A 21234-nucleotide genomic window follows, 5' to 3' on the forward strand; every position below is an offset into this window, starting at 1 on the left:
CAGCGCGGTGCGCAGTTGCTCCTGAGCGCAGCGCGGTGCGCAGTTGCTCCTGAGCGGTGGACGGGCCGACGGAGACGACGACGATTTCAGTCGCAACACCCTTCTCTTTCAGGCGTACGGCTTCTTCCACGGCGATCTCGCAGAATGGGTTCATCGACATCTTGACGTTGGCAAGATCGACGCCGGAATTGTCCGCCTTGACGCGAACCTTGACGTTGTAATCCACAACGCGTTTGACAGCTACAAGAACCTTCATGGATTCCTCGTTACTCTCCGGTGAAAAGAAAGTCGCCTAGGCGAACCTGGCGGTTGATGCTCATCGGGCGCAAGGGCACCTCCAAAAACGCCGGCAAAAAGTGTCAAGTGAACATCGCTCACGATGTAGATGACCGTTCGTCAGCAGTGACTGACGAGTCATTCAATATCGCTGCGTGTAAACTGCGCGCCAATCCCGCGCGGCGCATCACTTGCCCAGGCCATCGCCCTGTCTTTAGAGGTGCTCTTGAAACCAACATTCAGCCTACGGCGAGCGCAAAACCGCCCGTATCTTGACCGGAACACCTATTCCGGTCAATACGGCAAAATAGCCGTTCATAAGCCGCGTGACTTTGATTTCTCTGGGTTTGAGCCATTTCAAACAAACGTTTGTATTGGACCCTGAGAGTGGTGTAGATATAATGCGCCACCCAAAGAGAAAGGTGGTCACTCGATTGTCCTCTCCCGACGTTACGCCGGGATTCAAGGATGCGACACCTAACCTCCAAAATTAGAAAAAAACTGTTGAGCCTTGAGTAGGAGATAGCCTGTGGAACGCGAATACATGGAATTCGACGTGGTCATCGTCGGTGCCGGCCCCGCTGGTCTTTCCGCCGCCTGCCGCTTGAAGCAGAAGGCTGCGCAAGCCGGTAAGGAAATCAGCGTCTGCGTGGTCGAAAAAGGCTCCGAAGTCGGTGCTCACATTCTCTCCGGTGCCGTGTTTGAACCACGCGCCCTGAACGAACTGTTCCCGGACTGGAAAGAACTCGGCGCGCCGCTGAACACGCCCGTCACCCGCGACGACATCTTCGTTCTCAAGAACGCTGAAAGCGCGCAGAAAATTCCAGACTTCTTTGTGCCCAAGACCATGCACAACGAAGGCAACTACATCATCTCCCTGGGCAACCTGTGCCGCTGGCTGGCCCAGCAGGCCGAGAACCTCGGGGTGGAAATCTACCCGGGCTTCGCCGCTCAGGAAGCGTTGTTCGATGAAAACGGCGTGGTTCGCGGGATCATCACCGGTGACCTGGGCGTTGACCGCGAAGGTCAGCCCAAAGAAGGCCTGTACACCCCGGGGATGGAACTGCGTGGCAAATACACGCTGTTCGCCGAAGGCTGCCGTGGCCACATCGGCAAGCAACTGATCAAGCGTTTCAATCTGGACAGCGATGCCGACGCCCAGCACTACGGCATCGGCCTGAAAGAAATCTGGGAAGTCGACCCGGCCAAGCACCAGCCAGGCCTGGTGGTGCACACCGCCGGTTGGCCGATGGACATCATGGGCACCGAAAACACCGGTGGCTCCTTCCTCTATCACCTGGAAAACAACCAGGTGGTCGTTGGCCTGATCGTCGATCTTTCCTACAGCAACACCTTCCTGTCGCCGTTCGACGAGTTCCAGCGCCTCAAGCATCACCCGGTGCTCAAGCAGTACCTGGAAGGCGGCAAGCGCATCAGTTACGGCGCGCGTGCGATCTGCAAGGGCGGCCTGAACTCGCTGCCGAAAATGGTCTTCAAGGGCGGTGCGCTGATCGGTTGCGACCTCGGCACCCTGAACTTCGCCAAGATCAAAGGCAGCCACACGGCGATGAAGTCCGGCATGCTCGCGGCGGAATCCGTGGCGGACGCCCTGTTCGCCGACAAGGACGGCACCGAAGAGCTGACCACTTACGTGGATGCGTTCAAGAACAGCTGGCTGCACGAAGAACTGTTCGCCAGCCGTAACTTCGGCCCGGCGATCCACAAGTTCGGCGCTATTGTCGGCGGTGGTTTCAACTGGCTGGACCAGAACATTTTCGGTGGCAAACTGCCGTTCACCCTGCACGACACCAAGCCGGATTATGCGTGCCTCAAGCTGGCGGCCGACTGCAAGAAGATCGACTACCCGAAACCGGACGGCAAGATCAGCTTCGACAAACTGAGCTCGGTGTTCATCTCTGGCACCAACCATGAAGAAGAACAACCGTGCCACCTGAAGCTGACCGATCCGAGCATCCCGATCAGCAAGAACCTGCCGCTGTACGATGAGCCTGCCCAGCGTTACTGCCCGGCCGGCGTGTACGAAGTGATCACCAAGGAAGACGGCGAGAAGCGCTTCCAGATCAACGCCCAGAACTGCGTTCACTGCAAGACCTGCGACATCAAGGATCCTGCACAGAACATCACCTGGGTGACGCCGGAAGGCGCTGGCGGCCCGACTTACCCGAACATGTAAGCCGAACCGCGAACATCAAGGCTCCCGAAACGGGGGCCTTTTTGTTGCCTGCGATCCAGGGCATAACACCACTCCCTGTGGGAGCTGGCTTGCCAGCGATGACGGTTCATCATTCAACATTGCCGTCGACTGACCCACCGCTATCGCGGGCAAGCCCGCTCCTACAGGGGGAATGTGTTTAAACCTTGAGGCCAAGCTCCGCCGACAGCCGTGCGGTGACGCCTTTGATCAGGGGAATCAGCTCGGCCATTTTTTCCAGCGGCATATACGGCACTGTACTGGCAATGCTGATGCCGGCGACGATGCGTTTGCTGGCATCACGAATCGGCGCGGCCACGCAGCGGATCGACGGTTCGTTGTCTTCCAGGTCGAAGGCATAACCACCGGCCACGTACTCGATCATGCGCTGCTGGAACTGCTCCCAGGATTGCTCCGGGTGCTGCGGCCAGAACTGGTTTTTTCCACCCACCGGCAGGCTGACTTCGTACAGGCGCTGCCACTCTTGCGGCGAATCATCGAGCATCAGCGCCTTGCCGATCCCGGTGCGCGCCAACGGCATGCGGTGGCCGACCCGCGAGCGCATTTCCGGGCCGTTGCGCCCCGGATTCTTGTGCAGGTACAACACCTCGTCGCCTTCACGGATCGCCAGGTGAATGGTGTCGCCGGTCAAAGCCGACAACTCATCCAGATACGGTCCGGCCAGGGTCACCAGCGGCAACTCTTCGCGCGCCTGGAATCCCAGCTCGATCAGCTTCGGCCCCAACAGATATCCGACTTGCGGCACCACCCGCAGGTAACGCTCGTCCACCAGGCAACTGGCCAGGCGATGAGTGGTGCTGCGCGTGGTGCCGATCAAGCGGGCGATTTCCTTGAGATCGCGGGCGCCGCTGGCCACGGCCTGGACCACACCCAAACCGCGAAGCAGTGTCTGGGTGCCGGTCGGTGCGGCGTCCTTGGCGATTTTTGGGGCGTCTTCCTGCATATCCAGCCTTTACCGTTGAGCGAGTGAACGGGCGGCATTATGGTCGCCCGGATGGCACGACTACAACTTGATACGCTCGACCTTGCCCACCAGCAAGATGTAGGACAGCGCTCCCATCAATGCCAGTACCGAAATGTAGGTGATCGCCGGAGCAAAGGAATCACCGCTGGCGAGGAAGCCGATCACGATAGGCGTGGCGATGGCCGACAGGTTGCCGATGAAGTTGAACACGCCACCGGTCAATCCCAGCAAGCGGGCCGGCGCCAGCGTCGACACCAGCGACCAGGTGATCGAAGCCAGACCGTTGCCGAAAAAGGCCAATGCCAGGAACGCAATCACCAGCGGCGTCGATTCGACGAAGTTGGCGCCGATGATCGACGTGGAAATCAGCAGGCCACTGATGATCGGCAACTTGCGGGCGAAACCGACGCTGTAGCCACGGCGGATCAAAAAGTCGGAGAAGAAACCGGAACACAACACGCCGACGAACGCCGCCAGAAAAGGCAGCGATGCCAACAGACCGGACTTGATGAAGTCCATGCCGCGATATTTCACCAGGTAGGTCGGGAACCACGTCAGGAAAAACCATAACGTCGAATTGAGGCAGAACTGGCCAAGGTAAATGCCCCAGAGTTTGCGCTTGCTCAAGACAATACCAAGGTCGGCCCAACTGAATTTGGCCTTGACCTTGGCTTGTTCGGCCTGGATATCCACCAGCCCGCCGCCTTCGCGGATCAGATCGATTTCAGCCTGGTTGGCGCCTTTGAAATCCCGTGGTTCGCGATACACCGCGTACCAGATCACCGCCCAGAGAATGCCCACTGCACCTGTGGTGACGAACACCATGTGCCAGCCGAATTCATGCTGGAGCCAGGCCAGCACTGGCGTCAGGAATGCCAGGCCGACAAACTGTCCCGAGGTGTAGAAACCGATGGCCGTGGCGCGTTCGCGCTCGGGGAACCAGGTGGTGACCACGCGGCTGTTGATCGGATAGGCCGGCGCTTCGAGGGCACCGACGGCCATGCGCAGGACGAACAGCGCAATGAAGCTGCCAGCGAACCCGAGCATCACCGTGGCAATCGACCACAGCAGCAAAGCGGCGGTATAGAGGATACGCGGCGGTACCCGGTCCACCAGCCAGCCGCCGGGGATTTGCATGGCGGCGTAGGTCCAGCCGAACGCGGAGAAAATCAGGCCGACGTGAATCGGATCGATGCCCAGGTCGCTGGTCAGCGCCGGAGCGGCAATCGACAGGTTGCTGCGGTCCAGGTAGTTGATCACCACGGTGATGAACAGCAGCACCATGATGAAAAAACGCTTGCGGCTGGGCGCCGCCAACGACGCCTGCCCGGTAAGGGTTTGCGGTTGCATGGGGAGTGCCTCTTTTTATGTTTATTGAGGTCGTTCGTGATCGTTCCCACGCTCTGCGTGGGAATGCAGCCTGGGGCGCTCCGCGTCCCAAAAGAGGACGCAGAGCGTCCGGTAAGGCATTCCCACGCAGAGCGTGGGAACGATCACCACAGGTTCATTGGTGATTCAGGAGGTGATCACCACTCGGCGAAACTGCCATCGGCATGGCGCCAGATCGGGTTGCGCCAGCGGTGGCCGACAGCGGCGCGTTCGATCACGTATTCCTCGTTGATTTCGATGCCCAGGCCCGGGCCATTGGGGATCTTCACGAAGCCTTTGTCGTAGTCGAACACCCGTGGGTCTTTGATGTAGTCGAGCAGGTCGTTGCTCTCGTTGTAATGGATGCCCAGGCTTTGTTCCTGGATGAACGCGTTGTAGCAAACAGCGTCCAGTTGCAGGCACGCCGCCAGGGCAATCGGGCCGAGCGGGCAATGCAGCGCCAGCGCCACGTCGTAGGCCTCGGCCATGTTGGCGATCTTGCGGGTTTCGGTGATGCCGCCAGCATGGGATGCATCCGGCTGGATGATGTCAACGTAGCCTTCGCTGAGCACACGCTTGAAATCCCAGCGTGAGAACAGCCGCTCGCCGAGGGCAATCGGTGTGCTGGTCAGCGGTGCCAGTTCCTTCAGCGCTTCGTAGTTTTCGCTGAGCACCGGCTCTTCGATGAACATCAGCTTGTACGGATCAAGCTCCTTCATCAGTACCTTGGCCATCGGCTTGTGCACGCGGCCATGGAAGTCGACGCCAATGCCGACGTTCGGGCCGACCGCGTCACGCACGGCGGCGACATTGGCCAGGGCCAGGTCGACTTTCTCGAAGGTGTCGAGAAATTGCAGCTCTTCGGTGCCGTTCATTTTCACTGCAGTGAAACCACGGCTGACCGCTTCCTTGGCTGCTCGCGCGGTGTCTGCCGGACGGTCACCACCGATCCACGAATACACGCGGATCTTGTCCCGAACCTGGCCACCCAGCAGATCGCTGACCGACACGCCCAGCGCCTTGCCCTTGATGTCCCACAACGCCTGATCGATACCGGCCAGGGCACTCATGTGAATCGCCCCGCCCCGGTAAAAACCGCCGCGATAGAGCACGGTCCAGATGTCTTCGATGTTGCGCGGATCCTTGCCGATCAGGTAATCGGACAATTCTTCAACGGCAGCCGCCACCGTGTGAGCACGACCTTCGACCACGGGCTCGCCCCAGCCGGTCACGCCCTCGTCGGTTTCAACCTTGAGGAAGCACCAGCGCGGTGGAACGATGAAAGTGGTCAGTTTGGTGATTTTCATCTGATTGTCTCTCTTGTTAGATGCAGCGCTCGCAGCGCCAAAAAAGTCTTAGCGAAGGGCTTTCCAGGCAGTGACATAGGCCTTGGCATTGGCCGCCACTTGCTCCGGGGTCATGCCCGGTTTGAACAGGCCCGAACCGAGGCCGAAACCTTTGACGCCCGCGTCGATGAACGCCTGCATGTTGTCCGGGGTAATCCCGCCGACGGGCAACAGGACGGTTCCGGCCGGCAGCACCGCGAGCCAGGCTTTGACGACTGCCGGCCCCATCTGCTCGGCCGGGAACATTTTCAGCACGTCCGCGCCTTCAGCCAGTGCCGCGAACGCTTCGGTCGGTGTAGCGACGCCCGGTGACAGGTACAGCCCGGCTGATTTCGCTGCGCGCAGGACTTTCGGGTCGCTGTGGGGCATGACGATCACCTGCCCGCCCGCCGCTTTCACCTGCTCGACCTGTTCCGCGGTCAGCACCGTCCCCGCACCAATCAGGCAATCGGCGGGCAAGGTATCGCGCAGGATACGGATGCTTTCGTACGGCACAGGAGAGTTGAGCGGGACCTCGATAACCCGGAAACCGGCGGCGTACAGGACTTCCCCGATGGCGGCCGCTTCTTGCGGATGCAGGCCGCGCAGGATCGCGATCAGACCGTTTTGCGCCAGTGCTTGTTTGAGCATGTCAGGACTCCAGTCAGGTTTAACGGATTGGGTTGGGCCGGATCAGGCCGGCGGCCAGCGCCACTTGCCACAACCCGCGTTCGGTGGCCTGCTCGGCCAGGGACACTCGGGCAAAGCCGCAAGCGTCGAGGGCGCGGCTATAACGAGTGCAGAGCTGGGAATTGCCGATGAGGATGATTGATGGCAGATGCACGCTGTTGCGACGACGCCGTTGAGCATTGGCCAGGGCCGACAGCTCATGGCCGATCAACAGGCCGGACAGATAATCCGGTTGCGCCGCAGCGCTCAGCTCGCCGGTCAATCCGAGGCTGCGGGCGCTGAACAAAGTCGACAGCACGCCGATCTCACCGTCCGCCGACAACGCGACCTGCACCCCGCGATCGAACGCAGCGCCATCAAACGCGCCGCCGCGCTGTTGGGTGCGCCCCAGGATGCTGTGTTCGCTGAGTACGGCGAAGACTTCACCGGTCATGAAGGTATCGAAGTGCACGATGCAGCCATCGGTAACTTCCACCCATTTTGAATGGCTGCCTGGCAGGCCGATCAACAGTCCGGCGCCCGCCTCATCCGCCAGCGTTTGCAGAACACCGAGTACCTGGGTTTCTTCGCCACGCATCACGTTTGGCAGGCGCGAGCGTTGAATCACGCCCGGCACAATATGCACATCGACACCGCGCAGACTGCGCACGGTTTGCAGGGAAGTTCCGAGATTGGCGACATTCGCCGGCGTATCGCAGTAGGCCGCTTCACGCCAGCCCTGGGCGCTGCCGACCATCCCGCAGGCTATCACCGGCAAATCTGGCTGAGCATCGAGCCAGTCGCCGCAAGCCTCGTCAAAAGCCAGTTCAAAACCGTCGGTGCATTCACGACCGTTGATGAGTCGCGGCGCCTTGGGCAACTGCATGATCCCCGACGACAGCGAACGCTGTTCAAGGACCTGGCCGCCTTCGGCAAGTTTGTAAGCACGTAATGAGGTTGTCCCCCAATCGAGCGCGATCAATTGCGCCAGCATCGCTTCACCTGTTTTGTTTTTTGGCAGTGAGTGAGCGGGACTATAAACCTTGGCGCAGGTAAATCTCAATATATAAATATCAATCCCATATATTGGAACAACACAAAAAAAAACCATCGCCTGCGACAGCCTCCTGTAGGAGCCTGCCTGCTGGCGATGGTCGTCAACGATAATGGGGGAAGCCTGAAACCCTGTGGTGTTTGCGATTTTTTCGCGAGCAGGCTCGCGCCTACAGAGAGCGGTTCAATTACCTTCGGCGAACTCTCTCAACACCTTCCCATCCATCCGATAGCGAACCCATTCCTCCTGCGGCTGCGCACCCAGGGATTTGTAGAAATCGATGGCGGGGGTGTTCCACTCCAGCACGCTCCACTCAAAACGGCCGCAGTCATTGGCACAGGCGATTTTGGCCAGATGGCGCAACAACGTCTTGCCCGCCCCGCCACCACGCTGCTCGGGGGTGATGTAGAGGTCTTCGAGGTACAGGCAGTTGCTGCCCAGCCACGTGGAGTAGCTGAAGAAGAACACCGCGAAGCCGATCGGCAAGCCATCGCGCAGGCAGATCAGACCATGGGCCGTTGCGCCTTCGCTGAACAGACTGCGCTCGATGTCGGCGACGCTGGCGATGACTTCATGGCGGGCACGTTCGTAGTCGGCCAGTTCAGTGATGAACGCGAGAATTTGCGGCGCATCGCTGGGGGTCGCCGGGCGGATTTCGATCGTCATGGACGTGCCTTGTCAAAAGTGGAAAACGCCATACTAAGTCGGTGAGTGATTTGTGGCGAGACATCGCAACCGGGCTGAACCGTTCGTCGTTCATCAGGCACCAATCAGAAACAGGGGCGGACCAACATCAGGTAAGGACTCTAAATCAATGGAGACACCACCATGATCATGTCCAGGCTGCCCGCTCTAGCCTTTGCTGCCCTGCTCTCCTCGTTCGCTGTCGCTGCGACCACCGCGTCCGGCACCGGCCCGACCAATCCGGTCGAGCCGCCCAAGGCTCCCGCCATCCAAAGCGCCCCCGGCATGAACACCAACGGTACGGGCGTCGACGACAGCCTGCCGCCGTCCACGGGTACTGACCCACGGACTCAAGGCAACGATATGGGCCGCCAGGGCGGCCTGAACCTGCCGGACACCAAAACACCCGACAACGCCGGCCCCGGCGTTGGCTCGAAAACCACCACCGGTGGCTCAGGCTCCGAAGGTGGAGTGAGCCAGTAAGTTCGCCGCAAGACCTACCCATCGCCATGAAGAGGTAACCATGAACGTCGATAAAAACCTGGAAAAAGAAGTCCTCACCCGCCTGCTGCACGCCCATCCAAGCGGACTGGGCAAGGAGGTCCTGGACAATTACCGGGGGGAGAAAGTCGTGGCCAGCACCCTTGCCGAATTGCAGGACCGCGGCTTGATCCAGCACGGCAATGTGCAGTGCAACGAAGCCGGCGAACACTCGTTGAACCTGCCGATCAAACTCAGCGCCGCTGGCGTAGAGGCCGCACGCAAACTGGATATCTGAATGACTCCGATCGCCAGCAGCTAGCCTGCTGGCGATCGCGACGGATCAGCCGCCGAAAGTATTACGGATCAACGCATCCACCTCTGTAGACCCGGGCGACGTCGCAGGCCCCCAGCGTGTGACCGCCAATGCCGCCGCCGCATTGGCCCGACGCGCCGCCTCCTGTGCGTCCAACCCCTGGGCCAATCCGGCGATGAACACTCCCGCATGAGCATCACCGGCACCGTTGCTGTCCACGGCCTCGACCTTGAATCCCGGCACATGCCTGTGCTCGGAACCCTGGTTGATCCAGCAGCCATTCGGCCCATCACGCACCACCATCAGCACATCCTGCGGTAGATAGCCGACCAGTCGATCCAGTGCCTGAGCAATATCCGCAGCGCCGGTAATCTTCAGTGCTTCGACGCTGTTGCTGGTCCACACGTCGATGCGCGGCAGCAACGCCTGCATCAGCGGCTCATCAGGTGAATCCACCAGTGGCCCCGGATCGAACACCACGTTGACACCTTTCGGCAGCGCAAGCACCCAGTCCACCAACGGCTGTGCCTTGCCCACATGCAGCAGGCTGTAGCCGCTGACGTAGACAAAATCCCCCGCTTCGGCCGGGACACTGGCCAAATCCTCGGCGCTCAATTCGCCTTCGGCGCCGATGTAGGACACGAAACTACGCTCGGCCGAGGCGTCCGTAATCGCGACGCACAACCCGGTATCACGTTCGGCCGGATCTGTAATGCCGATACGGATGCCTTCCGCGCTCATGGCGTCGCGGGCCAGATCACCGAAACGCCCGGTGCCGTGTCGCCCGAGGTACACCACCGGCAATCCGTTGCGCTGCGCGGCGGCCATTACATTAAAACCGCCGCCGGCTTCGAAACTGGCGGATTGCGCTAATACGTCACCCCCTGCTTGCGGCAATTTATCCACGGCCATCACCAGGTCGATGATGACCTGGCCGGTGTGCAGCATCTTAGGCATGAGCATTCTCGGTAAGCGCGGCGCGACGGTCTTTCGCCCCACCGAGTACAAAATAAATCCCGCCAGCCACGACAAAAGTCACGATCCAGCCGAGGCCGTTGTGCCCCAGCCACGAGTCGGACAGGAAGCCCTTGAACCAGACATTTTCGGCCGTGGTGCCGATGGTGGTGAAGCTGAAACCGAGCACGATGGCGATGGCCCACGCGCTGAATGCGCGCCATTCCACACCGCCGCGATACCAATAAGCGCTGCTCGGGCTGACATCCAGCAAGTCCTTGGGACTGTAGTAATGCCGATGAATCAGGTCGACCACAAAGATCCCGACCCATGCCGTGATCGGCACCGCCAGCAAAGAAATGAAGGTAATGAACGGGCCGTAGAAACTGTCGGCGATCAGCATGAAGTATATCGAGCCAGCAAAGATCGCGACGATGTCGACCACCACGGCGTAGACGCGCTTGACCCTGAGCCCGAGCGTCAGCGTGGTCAAACCGGCGGAATACACCGACAGATTGTTCGACAGCAGCAAGCCACCAAACGCAGTGATCAGGTACGGCACGGCCATCCAGGTCGGCAGCATGTCGCGGATCGCGATGATCGGGTCAGTGGCCTGGGCCAGGTCATTGTTGCCCACCGACAACAGGCCGCCGAGGGTGATCAGCAGCACCAGCGGAATCCCCGCACCGAATGCTGCCGAAGCCACCAGGCGTACGGCTTTGACGCTGCGGTGCTGATAGCGCGACATGTCCGCACCGGCATTGGCCCAACCGATCCCGGTGCCGGCCGCCATGGTGCCGATGCCGATGATCATCGCGCTGATCGGCGCAGGCGTAGCGTTGAACACCGCGCTCCAGTCGATGGTGGCGCAGAGGAAGCCGCCGACCAGAATATTCAGCGCGCCGAAGACGTAGGTCGCCCATTTCTGAATGACCAGCAATGTCGCATGACCGAGGCCGGACACCGACAAGGTCAACAAGACGAAAATCGCGATGAACAGCAGCGTCAGCACAGGCGCACTTTTCGCTTCCACCGGCGAGCCGAACAGGATCGAGCACAGTGAGAGCAGCACGAACGCGGCGGTGGTGGTGTTGACGGTTTCCCAGCCCAGCCGCGACATCAGCGAAACCAGGGTCGGGCCGATATTGCCGCGTACGCCGAAGATTGCTCGCGACAAGGTCAGGCTCGGCGCGCGACCGCGACGACCGGCGATCGAGATGATGCCGACCACCGCAAATGAACCGGCGGCGCCGAGGATCGCGACGATGATTGCCTGCCAGATCGCCAAACCGCGAAAGGCCACGAGGGTCGCACCCAATGGCAGGCCGAGGATGGAAATGTTGGCGGCAAACCAGACCCAGAACAGTTGCAACGGATGACCATTGCACTCGGATTCCGGCACCGGTTCGATGCCGCGTGTTTCCAGTTGCCCGGCACTTTGCCCGGCGTTTGATGAACTCATGAAAAATGCTCCTGTTGCCATTTTTGTGGTTGTGGGCAAATCGGATATCGACACTACAGCCCTGTGGCGAGGGAGCTTGCTCCCGCTGGGCCGCGAAGCGGCCCCAAACCTGCGACAGTAGTGAAGCAGGCACACCGAGTCGTCAGCGTTTACGACTGCTGCGCAGCCGAGCGGGAGCAAGCTCCCTCGCCACAGAATATCGGCTTGATCCAAAAATCAGCGCAGAACCAGCAGCCCTTGCACCAAAGGCTCAAGCTCCAGATCATTGACGGCCTTGACCTTGTCGATCATCTCGACCGGCCAACTCTCAAGGCCCAGGCAGGCCCCAAGCATCGCGCCGAGAATCGCTGCGATGGTGTCGGTGTCACCGCCAAGGCTGGCGGCCATGCACAACGCTTCGAAGGCATTCATTTCGCCGATGGCCACCTGCTGGGCCAGGGCAAACGACACCACCACCGACTCCTGCGATGCCACCGACGTACCGATCACGTCGTACATCAGATCCGCCAACAGCGCTTTGTCGCTGTCAACGCTGATGCTCCGCGCCCAACTGATGCGCGAGGCAATGCGTCCGCCGGCGACCCAGTGACCATGGGTTTCTGCTTGCTGGGCGATTTGCTGACCGAGGTTCAATGCTTCGCCCAGGTCCATGCCATTGATCCCGGCGGACACCACCGCCGCCACCGCCGCCGCGCTGGAAATCCCCAGCGTGGTGTTGTGGGTGACCTGGCAGGCCTGCACGACCGCTTCAATGAAACGCTGCGGATCGACAACATCCGCCGCGATCCCGACCGGCGTAATGCGCATCGCCGCGCCATTGGTGGTGCCGTAGCGCCCCGCCTCTTCCGGTGAATGACCCGCGAGGATCATCTCGATGGCGCGCTTGGTCGAAGGACCGAGCAGATCCTGCGAGCCCTTGGCCTGCATCACCGCTTCCCAATCGATCAAGCGCTGGGCAAGCACCGACGGTTCGATGCGACCTTCGCCCTCGATCAGCAACTGGCCGACCAGGATAGCCTGTTCGGTGTCATCGGTGATCGAGCCTTTGGGCATGTTGGCGGCGATCGGTTGATCTGGGCCGGCATCTTCAAGGTCAGTGATTTGGCCAAAACGCGCCTGGATTGCAGCACGACTCAACGATTGCGTCGGCATGCCCAGGGCATCGCCCAAAGCCAGACCGTAGAACGCGCCCAAGGCACGGTTGAGCGCAGTCATTTCGACGTTCCAAATTGCAGGTGCAGACGGAAATGCACAGGGTCGAGCAAACTTTCCACTTGCTCCATGAAGCGGTTCTGTCGGTCGTAAGTTGTACGCAGCGCCTTGAGAAAGACCGTGCCGACCGGGCGCCCCAGCAACTCGGCATCCAGTTCATTCAATGGTTCGGCGCCGATCCATTGATCGCCACGCTCACCGATGTAGCCATAGGCAGCCAGGGTGATGGTCAGGGAATTGTCGATCAGACCGACCCGCGGCAGGCTTTCCAGGCCTCCGGTGGCGGGCATCAGCGAGCGTTCGAGGGAAACCAGCGTACCGTCGTTGGAACGGCGGCGACGGTCGAGCGTGATGAATTGGTCAGTGCCGAACCGCGACAGCAGGTCGGGGCGAGTCACCGCCTCCAGCCGCAGCACCTCGGTATTGACCAGCGCTCCGCTATCGGCCAGGGCTTGGGCCCAGCCGCTGCGCTGGTCGAGGACCACACCGTCAAAGGTGACGATGGAACCCACCCCGCTTTGCGTCGCGATGTAATTGCGCCGTTTCAGTTCGGCCAGAGCTTCACGCAAAGTGCCGCGGCTGACTTTGAATTCTTGAGCCAACTGATGCTCACCCGGCAACTGAAAACCGTCCTCGAGGAGGCCGCTTTCGATGCGCCGGATGAGTTCGTCGACCACCCGTTGTTTCTTGTCAAATCGAACCTGTCTAATCATGTACAAAGTGATAACCGAAACCGGTTCGGGCGGGCAAGGAAAATTTATCGATCCAGACGGAAGGATCACAGAACCGTGGCGAGGGAGCTTGCTCCCGCTCGGCTGCGCAGCAGTCGTAAGCCCGGAAAGTGCGGTCTACCAGACTCACCGCGACAAGCGCTTTTGGGGCCGCTTCGCTGCCCRGCGGGAGCAAGCTCCCTCGCCACAAAAGCTCTCTACTACAAAGGAATGATGATCGTTCCCACGCTCTGCGTGGGAATGCAGCCCGGGACGCTCCGCGTCCCCATTCAAAGGCCGAACGCAGAGYGCCCGCGGAAGCATTCCCACGCTCTGCGTGGGAATGATTGGCTCACAGAACCGTGGCGAGGGAGCTTGCTCCCGCTCGGCTGCGCAGCAGTCGTAAKCCCGGAAAGGTGCGGTCTACCAGACTCACCGCGACAAGCGCTTGTGGGGCCGCTTCGCTGCCCGGCGGGAGCAAGCTCCCTCGCCACAAAAGCTCTCTACTACAAAGGAATGATGATCGTTCCCACGCTCTGCGTGGGAATGCAGCCCGGGACGCTCCGCGTCCCGGCGGGAGCAAGCTCCCTCGCCACAAAAGCTCTCTACTACAAAGGAATGATGATCGTTCCCACGCTCTGCGTGGGAATGCAGCCCGGGACGCTCCGCGTCCCCATTCAAAGGCCGAACGCAGAGCGCCCGCGGAAGCATTCCCACGCTCTGCGTGGGAATGATTGACTCACCGAACCGTGGCGAGGGAGCTTGCTCCCGCTCGGCTGCGCAGCAGTCGTAAGCCCGGAAAGGTGCGGTCTACCAGACTCACCGCGACAAGCGCTTTTGGGGCCGCTTCGCTGCCCAGCGGGAGCAAGCTCCCTCGCCACAAAAGCTCTCTACTACAAAGGAATACCCGGAAAGGTGCGGTCTACCAGACTCACCGCGACAAGCGCTTTTGGGGCCGCTTCGCTGCCCAGCGGGAGCAAGCTCCCTCGCCACAAAAGCTCTCTACTACAAAGGAATCAGCACTGTGATGATCGTTCCCACGCTCTGCGTGGGAACGATCAGCTGAGGGGTTAGCGCTGTTTGAGACGGTCGATCACCACCGCCAGCAACAGGATCGAGCCGCGGATCACGTACTGGTAAAAGGTGTCGATGTTCTTCAGGTTCATCGCGTTCTCGATGATTGCCAGAATCAGCACCCCGGCGATCACGTGCCGGATCATGCCAATCCCGCCGCTCAACGAAACCCCGCCCAGTACACACGCAGAAATCACCGTCAGCTCGAAACCCTGGCCGATCATCGGCTGACCGGAGGTCATGCGCGAGGCGAGGATTACGCCGGCCAACGCACCGATTACACCGTGCACGGCGAAGATGATGATCTTGGTCCGGTCAACGTTGACCCCGGCCAGCAGCGCCGCTTCCTGGTTCCCGCCGATGGCCATGGTATTGCGGCCATAGGTCGTGTAGTTGAGCAACCAGCCGAAGAACAGGAAGCAGACGATCGTGATCAGGATCGGCACCGGCACGCCGAACAGTTGGCCGTTACCAAAGACGAAGAACGACTCCTGGGAAACGCCCACCGCTTTGCCGTTGGCAAAGATGTACGCCAGGCCGCGGACGATCTGCATCGTTGCAAGCGTGGTGATCAACGCATTGACCCGCAGCTTGGCAATCACGATACCGTTGATCAGGCCCACGATCAGGCCCATCACCAACGCCGCGCCGACGCCCAGCAACACGCTGTCGGTGTCGCGCATAACCACCGCCGCAACCACCCCGGCGCAGGCGATCACCGATCCCACCGACAGGTCGAAGTGCCCGGACGCCAGGCAATACAACATGGTGCACGCCGCGATCCCGGTCGTTGAAATCGCCAGCCCCAACCCGCGCATGTTCAATGGCGAAAGAAAGTTGTCGATCAGCAAAGTGCAGAGTACGAAGATCCCTACGGCCGCCAGCAGCATCACCCAGTCATCGAGAAAGCGCCGCAAGTCCAGGGGTTTGCGCGCAGTCGGCAGGGTTTCGTTTTGGGTTGTCATCATAGTCACCTCTCAGTTCGCCACGCCGTCAGCGCGTTGGCGCGGCAAAGCCAGTTGCAGCAAGTTGGATTCATTGGCCTGTTCGCGGCTCAGTTCGCCACGCAGCGCGCCTTCGCACAGCACCAGGATGCGGTCGGAAATGCCCATCACTTCCATCAGGTCGCTGGACACCACGATCACCGAAATACCGTCCGCCGCCAGGTTATGGATGATCTGGTAGATCTCGGCCTTGGCGCCGATGTCGATGCCACGGGTCGGCTCGTCGAGCAGCAGGACTTTCATCGGCATCGACAGCCAGCGGCCGAGAATGGCCTTCTGTTGATTGCCGCCGGACAGGTACATGATTTTCTGTGCTGCGCTCGGCGTCTTCACTTTCAGCGCCTTGATCTGCTTGTCGGCATTGCCCTTTTCCCACAGGCCGCGCAACAGGCAACCGAAGGTGGAATGCGCGCCGCGTGCGCTGATATTGATGTTCTCGGCAACACTGGAGAGCGGCATGATGCCCTCCTTCTTGCGGTCTTCGGGACACAGCAGAATCCCCGCCGAAATCGCGTCGCGGGGCGAGCGCAGTTTCAGCTCGTGCCCACGTAACTCAAGGCGCCCGGCGGTGTTGCGCTCCAGGCCGCTGAGCATCCGGAACAACTCCGTGCGCCCCGCCCCAACCAGGCCGAACAACCCGAGGATCTCGCCTTTGTGCGCTTCGAAGCTCACCGGTTCGCGCAGACCCGGGCCGAGCAGGCCGTCAACCTTCAACGCCACCGCGCCACGCGGGCGCGGGCGATAATCGTAGATGTCCTGGATGTCGCGACCGACCATGCACGTGACCAGGTGATCGTGGGTCAGCTCGCGCATGTCTTCGAAAGTACGCACGTAACGGCCGTCCTTGAACACCGTCACCGCGTTGCAGATACGGAACACTTCTTCCATGCGATGAGAAACGTAGAGCACCACTTTGCCTTCATCGCGCAGGCGGCCGATGATCGCCATCAAGCGATCGATCTCCCGCGCCGACAGGCTGCTGGTGGGTTCGTCAAAAGCTATGACATGGGCGCCACGGGACAGCGCCTTGGCGATTTCCACCAGTTGCCGCTGGCCAAGCGACAGCCGCCCGACCTTCTGCTGCGGGTCGATTTCGTCGGCCAGGCCCTTGAGACAGGCCAATGCCTGCTGACGCAACGTGCTGCGATTGATCAGGCCGAAACTGGCCGGCAAATGTCCGAGAAACAGGTTTTCCGCCACGGTCATTTCCGGCACCAGGTGCAGCTCCTGGTGGATCACCGCGACGCCACTGCCGATGCTGTCGGCGGTGGATTTGAATGCCATCGTCTGCTCGCCGATCTGCAGATTGCCGCTGCTGGGGATGTAAGCGCCGCCGAGAATTTTAAGCAGCGTCGACTTGCCGGCGCCGTTCTCGCCCATCAAGGCGTGAACCTGCCCCGGATGAGCGACGAAGTTGATGTTGTCCAGCGCCTTCACCCCGGGAAAGATCTTGCCGATCCCGTTGAAGCGCAAGCTGCCGCCTGCATTGTGTTGTATTTGTGTTTGCGCGTGCATAGCCCACCTCTTCACACAGAACGGGCGGCCCCGTTGCCGAGGCCGCCGATGAAATCAACCAGCCTTCAATTCCACAGGCCGATCTTTTCCAGTTCCTGCTTGAAGTTGTCGCGGGTGATCAGCGTTACGTCGTCCATCGCCGTGTATTTCGGCGGCTCTTTGCCGGTGGTGACCCACTCGTACATCATGCTGGCGGTGTTGTAGCCTTCGATGTGCGGGCTCGGCAGCATCGAACCGAAGAAGCCGCTGTTGGGCTTTTTCAGTTCGCCGATGGCGTCGGTGCCATTGATGCCGATGCCGATCACGTTCGCTGCGGTAAAGCCGGCGGCTTCCGTGGCACGCACGCCGCCGAGCACGGTGTTGTCGTTCATGCCACCGATGATCAGGTTTTTCGCCGCGCCCGGCAGTTTCACCAGCGCCGAGTTGGTAGCGTCCATGCTGCCCGGTACGTCGAGGGTTTTCAGGGCGGCGAACAGGATATGGTCTTTTGGCATGCCGGCATCTTCCAACGCCTTGACCGAACCGTCGGTGCGTTTCTTGCCGGTGTCGAGTTCGTTGTAGGTGTTGATTACCGCGTAGGTGTCTTTCCACTCCCAGCCGCGTTTTTTCGCCTCGGTGGCCATGGCGCTGCCCTGCTTCTGGCCAACTTCAAAGGCGGCCATGCCGAGGTACGGCACCTCTTCCATGAACTTGCCGCTGGCATCGACAAAGCGGTCATCCACAGCAATCACTTTCAGGCCGTTGAGCTTGGCCTTGGCCATGATTGCAGGACCGAGTGACACATCCGGCGGGCAGATCACGAAACCCTTGGCGCCGTTGGCCGCCAGGCTGTCGATGGCCGACAGGGTTTTCTCGCCGTCCGGCACGGCGATTTTGATCAGGGTAAAGCCCTTGTCTTTGCCGGCCTTTTCGGCAAACGCCCATTCCGTCTGGAACCAGGGCTCCTCCGCTTGCTTGACCAGAAATCCGATTTTCACCTCTTCAGCCGCCAGCAGCGTGCTGCTCAGGCTGACCGCCGAAACCGCCAGGGCGGCACAGCACAGGGTTCGGATGGCATGACGACGATTCATAAGCTGACTCCTTGTTATTTTTCTTGAGCGTTCTTTGAAAGCCATAAGGCGGTGTAGCCGTACTACTAATAGTCATATCGTATGATGATTGGATTTCAGGCGTAATTTTCCACCTCAATCCGTTCATTCAGTCGTGGTACATCACCGAGCGACCACCATCGATGGTGATGCAGGATGCGTTGATGAACGGCGCTTCATCACTGGCCAGGAATACAGCCGTCATGGCCACTTCTTGCGGCTGGCCGATGCGCTTGGGCGGATGCAATTCCAAAGCGCGCTGACGCTCAGCGTGTGGATCGGCAAAACCGTTCCAGTAGTCGACGTTCAATTGAGTCTCGATGTAGCCCGGGGCGATGGCGTTGACCCGGATACCTTTGGGCGCGTATTCGATCCCCAGGGCGCGGGTCAGGCCGAGCAAGCCGTGCTTGGCCACCGGATAGGGAAAACAGCCCGGAATGATATGAGAAGAATGAGTGGACGCGATGTTGATGATGCTGCCGACGCCTTGCTCGATCATCTGCGGCAATACAGCCTTGCAGCCGAACCAGGCGCCATCGAGATCAATGGCGAAGCAGCGGCGCCAGTCCTCTTCGGTCATTTGCAGTGGGTCACGAAACACGTTGACCCCGGCACAGTTGACCAGCACGTCGATCCGACCGTGACGTTCTACAGCCAGTCTGGCCATGGCATGCAGATCTTGCTGTTGCGAAACGTCGGCCTTGATCGCCAGCACATCAGCCCCTTGGCCTCGCCAATACGCGGCGACTGCTTCGACTTTCCCGGCCTGGATATCGCTGATGATCAGCTTGGCCTGTTGCGACGCAAAAGACCCAACAATCGCCTCGCCGATGCCCTGGGCGGCGCCGGTCAGCAGCACTACCTTGTTTTTCAGACGCTCGCCCTTGGGCGGCGTGGGCGCCGCCGGCAAAGAAAGGGGTTCAGCCATGGATCGCTGCATCACTTCACCTGTTTTGTTTTTTTAAGTGTGAGTGCGTGTAACTGATGAAGCCGACTATAAACCCGGCTCGCAGATAATCTCAATATATATATTTGCATCCCATATTTAGGGATTTATCCCGAGAACCGAGTACACAGCTTTCCTGGCACGTCCACCCGAATCGCCAACACCGCCCCATCCAGCGGGTGACCGAGCGGGCTCGCGGCACTGGTGATGTACAGGGTTTTCAGGTCGGCATCGCCGAACACACAACTGGTCGGACGGCTGACAGGCAATTCGATTATCCGATCGACTTTGCCGTCCGGCGTCAGCCTGAGCAGGCAGCTGCCGTCCCAGCGGGCGTTCCAGATAAATCCCTCGGTATCCATCGCCGAGCCGTCCGGGCCGCCGCGTGCATGAGGGCCGAACCAGGGTTGCGCGGGCTCGAGATTGCCGTCGGTGCGGATGAAGTGCCGATACAACGTGCCGTCCAGGCTGTCGCCGAAATACACGGTGGTCGCGTCATCGCTCCACAGCAGCGTGTTGGGAATGCCTGATCCGCGCAGCAACGGCGTCACCCGCGCATCGCTATCGATACGGAACAACCCGCCCGAGCGGCGCTCGATGGGCAAGTCTTCGCCCTGTTCGCCGATGTTGTTTTGCATGGTGCCAAGCCAGAGCCGACCCTGAGCATCGCAGCGGGCTTCGTTGGCGCGGTTGCCCGGTTGCGGATCGGCAACGCACAACAGCGTCAGCCGCGGCTCGAGCCCTGGGGAATCAAGATCAAGGCGGTACACGCCGCTGCTCAACGTCACCAGAGCATCACCGCTTTCACAGGGGATAAACGCAGAAACATGCTCAGGCATCTGCCAGATCTGCACATTCGCGCCGATCAGCCGCAACGCTTGCTTGCCGGCGATATCCACCCAGTACAACGCCTGGGTCGGCGCATCCCAGAAGGGGCCTTCGCCCAGCTGTGCCCGATGTTCGGTGACCGCGGTCAACGTCATGAAACCTCCTGCATTGTTATTGTTTTTATCCGTGGTGCTTTTTGTCAGCCCGCTTTTTTATCGGCCATGACTTGAGGGTAATAGCGCTTGATCGCCAGGTCGGCGTTATCGATCAGGGTCATGCAAGCCCAGACGCCCCGCGCGGCATCCCGGGCGGCGATGGCATCGGCCATGTCTTTATGAATGGGCAAGGTGCGGCGCAGTTCGTCGGGGTCGGCAGCGGACACTTCGAAACACACCGCCAATAGCGCACCGAGGGCCGGGATCATTTGTTCAATGAATTGGTTGTGGCTGGCGGCAAGAATGCACTCATGGAATATCTGATCCGCGCGGTTGTAATCGACACCGCTTTCCACCGCCCTTTCCAGCGCGTTGTAGGCCAGCAGCACGGCTTTAACCTGCTCGGCATTCGCCCGCTCGCAAGCCCAGCGCACGGCCATGGGCTCGATGGTGCGACGCAGGTCGAGCAAGTCATCGACGAAGTTTTCCGGCAATCCGCTGCGTGACAACCAGCCTACGACTTGTGGATCGAAGAGATTCCAGCGCCGCACCGGCAACACCCGCGTGCCGACTTTCGGCCCGACTTCGAGCATGCCCTTGGCAACCAGAGTCTTGATGGCTTCGCGAATGACGGTGCGGCTGACCCCGAGCTGCTCGCCGAGATCGGCTTCGACCTTGAGCGTTTCCCCGGGTTTGATCTGCCCGGTCGCGATCCAGCAACCCAGCCAATCGACCGTCGACGCATGAAAGCTGCTGGACATGGACACCTCAAAGCCGTTCGCAATGGATGCCCACGCTAATCATCATATGATTGGTTGTCAATTTGATTTTTTGAACACACAACCCTCAATAGGAGCGAACCTGCTCGCGATGGCGATGTAACAAGCAACCAGGATGTTGAATGTCACGACCTCATC

The 21234-nt window shown here is 60.3% G+C and carries 20 protein-coding genes; 3 read left to right on the forward strand and 17 right to left on the reverse strand.

Annotation, left to right across the window (positions count from 1 at the left end):
• On the reverse strand, window positions 1–256 hold a 256-nt coding region (locus ASD60_RS21455; RefSeq protein ID WP_442966015.1), incomplete at its 3' end, for an electron transfer flavoprotein subunit beta/FixA family protein.
• A gap of 549 nt (window positions 257–805) precedes the next feature.
• Between ASD60_RS21455 and ASD60_RS21460 the strand changes: the two genes are divergently transcribed.
• Window positions 806–2470 (forward strand): electron transfer flavoprotein-ubiquinone oxidoreductase, encoded by a 1665-nt coding sequence (locus tag ASD60_RS21460; RefSeq protein WP_056855906.1) that lies wholly within the window; start codon window positions 806–808, stop codon window positions 2468–2470.
• A 178-nt stretch (window positions 2471–2648) separates the two neighbouring features.
• Here ASD60_RS21460 and ASD60_RS21465 read toward each other — a convergent pair whose 3' ends face one another.
• From ASD60_RS21465 to ASD60_RS21490, 6 genes are all read right to left on the reverse strand, one after another.
• Window positions 2649–3452, reverse strand: coding sequence for an IclR family transcriptional regulator (locus tag ASD60_RS21465; protein WP_056855907.1), 804 nt, complete (start codon window positions 3450–3452; stop codon window positions 2649–2651).
• A 60-nt stretch (window positions 3453–3512) separates the two neighbouring features.
• Window positions 3513–4823, reverse strand: coding sequence for an MFS transporter (locus ASD60_RS21470; protein ID WP_056855908.1), 1311 nt, complete (start codon window positions 4821–4823; stop codon window positions 3513–3515).
• A 176-nt stretch (window positions 4824–4999) separates the two neighbouring features.
• Window positions 5000–6148 (reverse strand): galactonate dehydratase, encoded by a 1149-nt coding sequence (dgoD, locus tag ASD60_RS21475; RefSeq protein ID WP_056855909.1) that lies wholly within the window; start codon window positions 6146–6148, stop codon window positions 5000–5002.
• Between the two features lie 48 nt (window positions 6149–6196).
• Window positions 6197–6817, reverse strand: a complete 621-nt coding sequence (locus tag ASD60_RS21480; RefSeq protein ID WP_056855910.1) for a 2-dehydro-3-deoxy-6-phosphogalactonate aldolase — start codon at window positions 6815–6817, stop codon at window positions 6197–6199.
• A 19-nt stretch (window positions 6818–6836) separates the two neighbouring features.
• The gene (locus ASD60_RS21485; protein ID WP_056855911.1) at window positions 6837–7829 is read right to left on the reverse strand and encodes a 2-dehydro-3-deoxygalactonokinase; all 993 of its coding nucleotides are present in this window, start codon (window positions 7827–7829) and stop codon (window positions 6837–6839) included.
• A gap of 243 nt (window positions 7830–8072) precedes the next feature.
• Window positions 8073–8555 carry a GNAT family N-acetyltransferase gene (locus ASD60_RS21490; protein ID WP_056855912.1) on the reverse strand — a complete coding sequence of 161 codons (483 nt, stop codon included), beginning with the start codon at window positions 8553–8555 and terminating at the stop codon, window positions 8073–8075.
• Between the two features lie 162 nt (window positions 8556–8717).
• On the opposite strand from ASD60_RS21490, the gene ASD60_RS21495 reads away from it, so the two are divergent.
• Window positions 8718–9056, forward strand: a complete 339-nt coding sequence (locus ASD60_RS21495; RefSeq protein WP_056855913.1) for a hypothetical protein — start codon at window positions 8718–8720, stop codon at window positions 9054–9056.
• A gap of 40 nt (window positions 9057–9096) precedes the next feature.
• Window positions 9097–9351, forward strand: coding sequence for a hypothetical protein (locus ASD60_RS21500; protein WP_056855914.1), 255 nt, complete (start codon window positions 9097–9099; stop codon window positions 9349–9351).
• A 45-nt stretch (window positions 9352–9396) separates the two neighbouring features.
• On the opposite strand, the gene ASD60_RS21505 is transcribed toward ASD60_RS21500, so the two are convergent.
• The 10 genes from ASD60_RS21505 to ASD60_RS21555 all read right to left on the reverse strand — a co-directional run bounded on the left by ASD60_RS21505 (window position 9397) and on the right by ASD60_RS21555 (window position 21078).
• Window positions 9397–10326 (reverse strand): PfkB family carbohydrate kinase, encoded by a 930-nt coding sequence (locus tag ASD60_RS21505; protein WP_056855915.1) that lies wholly within the window; start codon window positions 10324–10326, stop codon window positions 9397–9399.
• Entirely contained in the window at window positions 10319–11785 is a 1467-nt protein-coding gene (locus tag ASD60_RS21510; protein ID WP_056855916.1) for a purine-cytosine permease family protein, read from the reverse strand. The genes ASD60_RS21505 and ASD60_RS21510 overlap by 8 nt, the downstream gene beginning before the upstream one ends.
• A 216-nt stretch (window positions 11786–12001) precedes the next feature.
• The gene (locus tag ASD60_RS21515) at window positions 12002–13000 is read right to left on the reverse strand and encodes an ADP-ribosylglycohydrolase family protein (protein WP_056855917.1); all 999 of its coding nucleotides are present in this window, start codon (window positions 12998–13000) and stop codon (window positions 12002–12004) included.
• Window positions 12997–13710 (reverse strand): GntR family transcriptional regulator, encoded by a 714-nt coding sequence (locus ASD60_RS21520; protein ID WP_056855918.1) that lies wholly within the window; start codon window positions 13708–13710, stop codon window positions 12997–12999. Before ASD60_RS21520 ends, ASD60_RS21515 begins: the two co-directional genes overlap by 4 nt.
• Window positions 13711–14777: 1067 nt before the next feature.
• The gene (gene araH / locus ASD60_RS21530) at window positions 14778–15746 is read right to left on the reverse strand and encodes an L-arabinose ABC transporter permease AraH (RefSeq protein ID WP_056856300.1); all 969 of its coding nucleotides are present in this window, start codon (window positions 15744–15746) and stop codon (window positions 14778–14780) included.
• Window positions 15747–15758: 12 nt separating this feature from the next.
• Complete coding sequence (araG, locus tag ASD60_RS21535) at window positions 15759–17300, reverse strand: L-arabinose ABC transporter ATP-binding protein AraG (protein ID WP_056855920.1); 1542 nt, start codon at window positions 17298–17300, stop codon at window positions 15759–15761.
• 65 nt (window positions 17301–17365) lie between these two features.
• Window positions 17366–18370, reverse strand: coding sequence for a substrate-binding domain-containing protein (locus ASD60_RS21540; protein WP_056855921.1), 1005 nt, complete (start codon window positions 18368–18370; stop codon window positions 17366–17368).
• 127 nt (window positions 18371–18497) lie between these two features.
• Window positions 18498–19316 carry an SDR family oxidoreductase gene (locus ASD60_RS21545; RefSeq protein ID WP_056856301.1) on the reverse strand — a complete coding sequence of 273 codons (819 nt, stop codon included), beginning with the start codon at window positions 19314–19316 and terminating at the stop codon, window positions 18498–18500.
• A 125-nt stretch (window positions 19317–19441) separates the two neighbouring features.
• Window positions 19442–20317, reverse strand: a complete 876-nt coding sequence (locus ASD60_RS21550) for an SMP-30/gluconolactonase/LRE family protein (RefSeq protein WP_056855922.1) — start codon at window positions 20315–20317, stop codon at window positions 19442–19444.
• Between the two features lie 44 nt (window positions 20318–20361).
• Window positions 20362–21078, reverse strand: coding sequence for a FadR/GntR family transcriptional regulator (locus ASD60_RS21555; RefSeq protein ID WP_056855923.1), 717 nt, complete (start codon window positions 21076–21078; stop codon window positions 20362–20364).
• Window positions 21079–21234: the final 156 nt, after the last annotated feature.

This window comes from Pseudomonas sp. Root562 (genome assembly GCF_001427125.1).
Taxonomy (GTDB): Bacteria; Pseudomonadota; Gammaproteobacteria; order Pseudomonadales; family Pseudomonadaceae; genus Aquipseudomonas.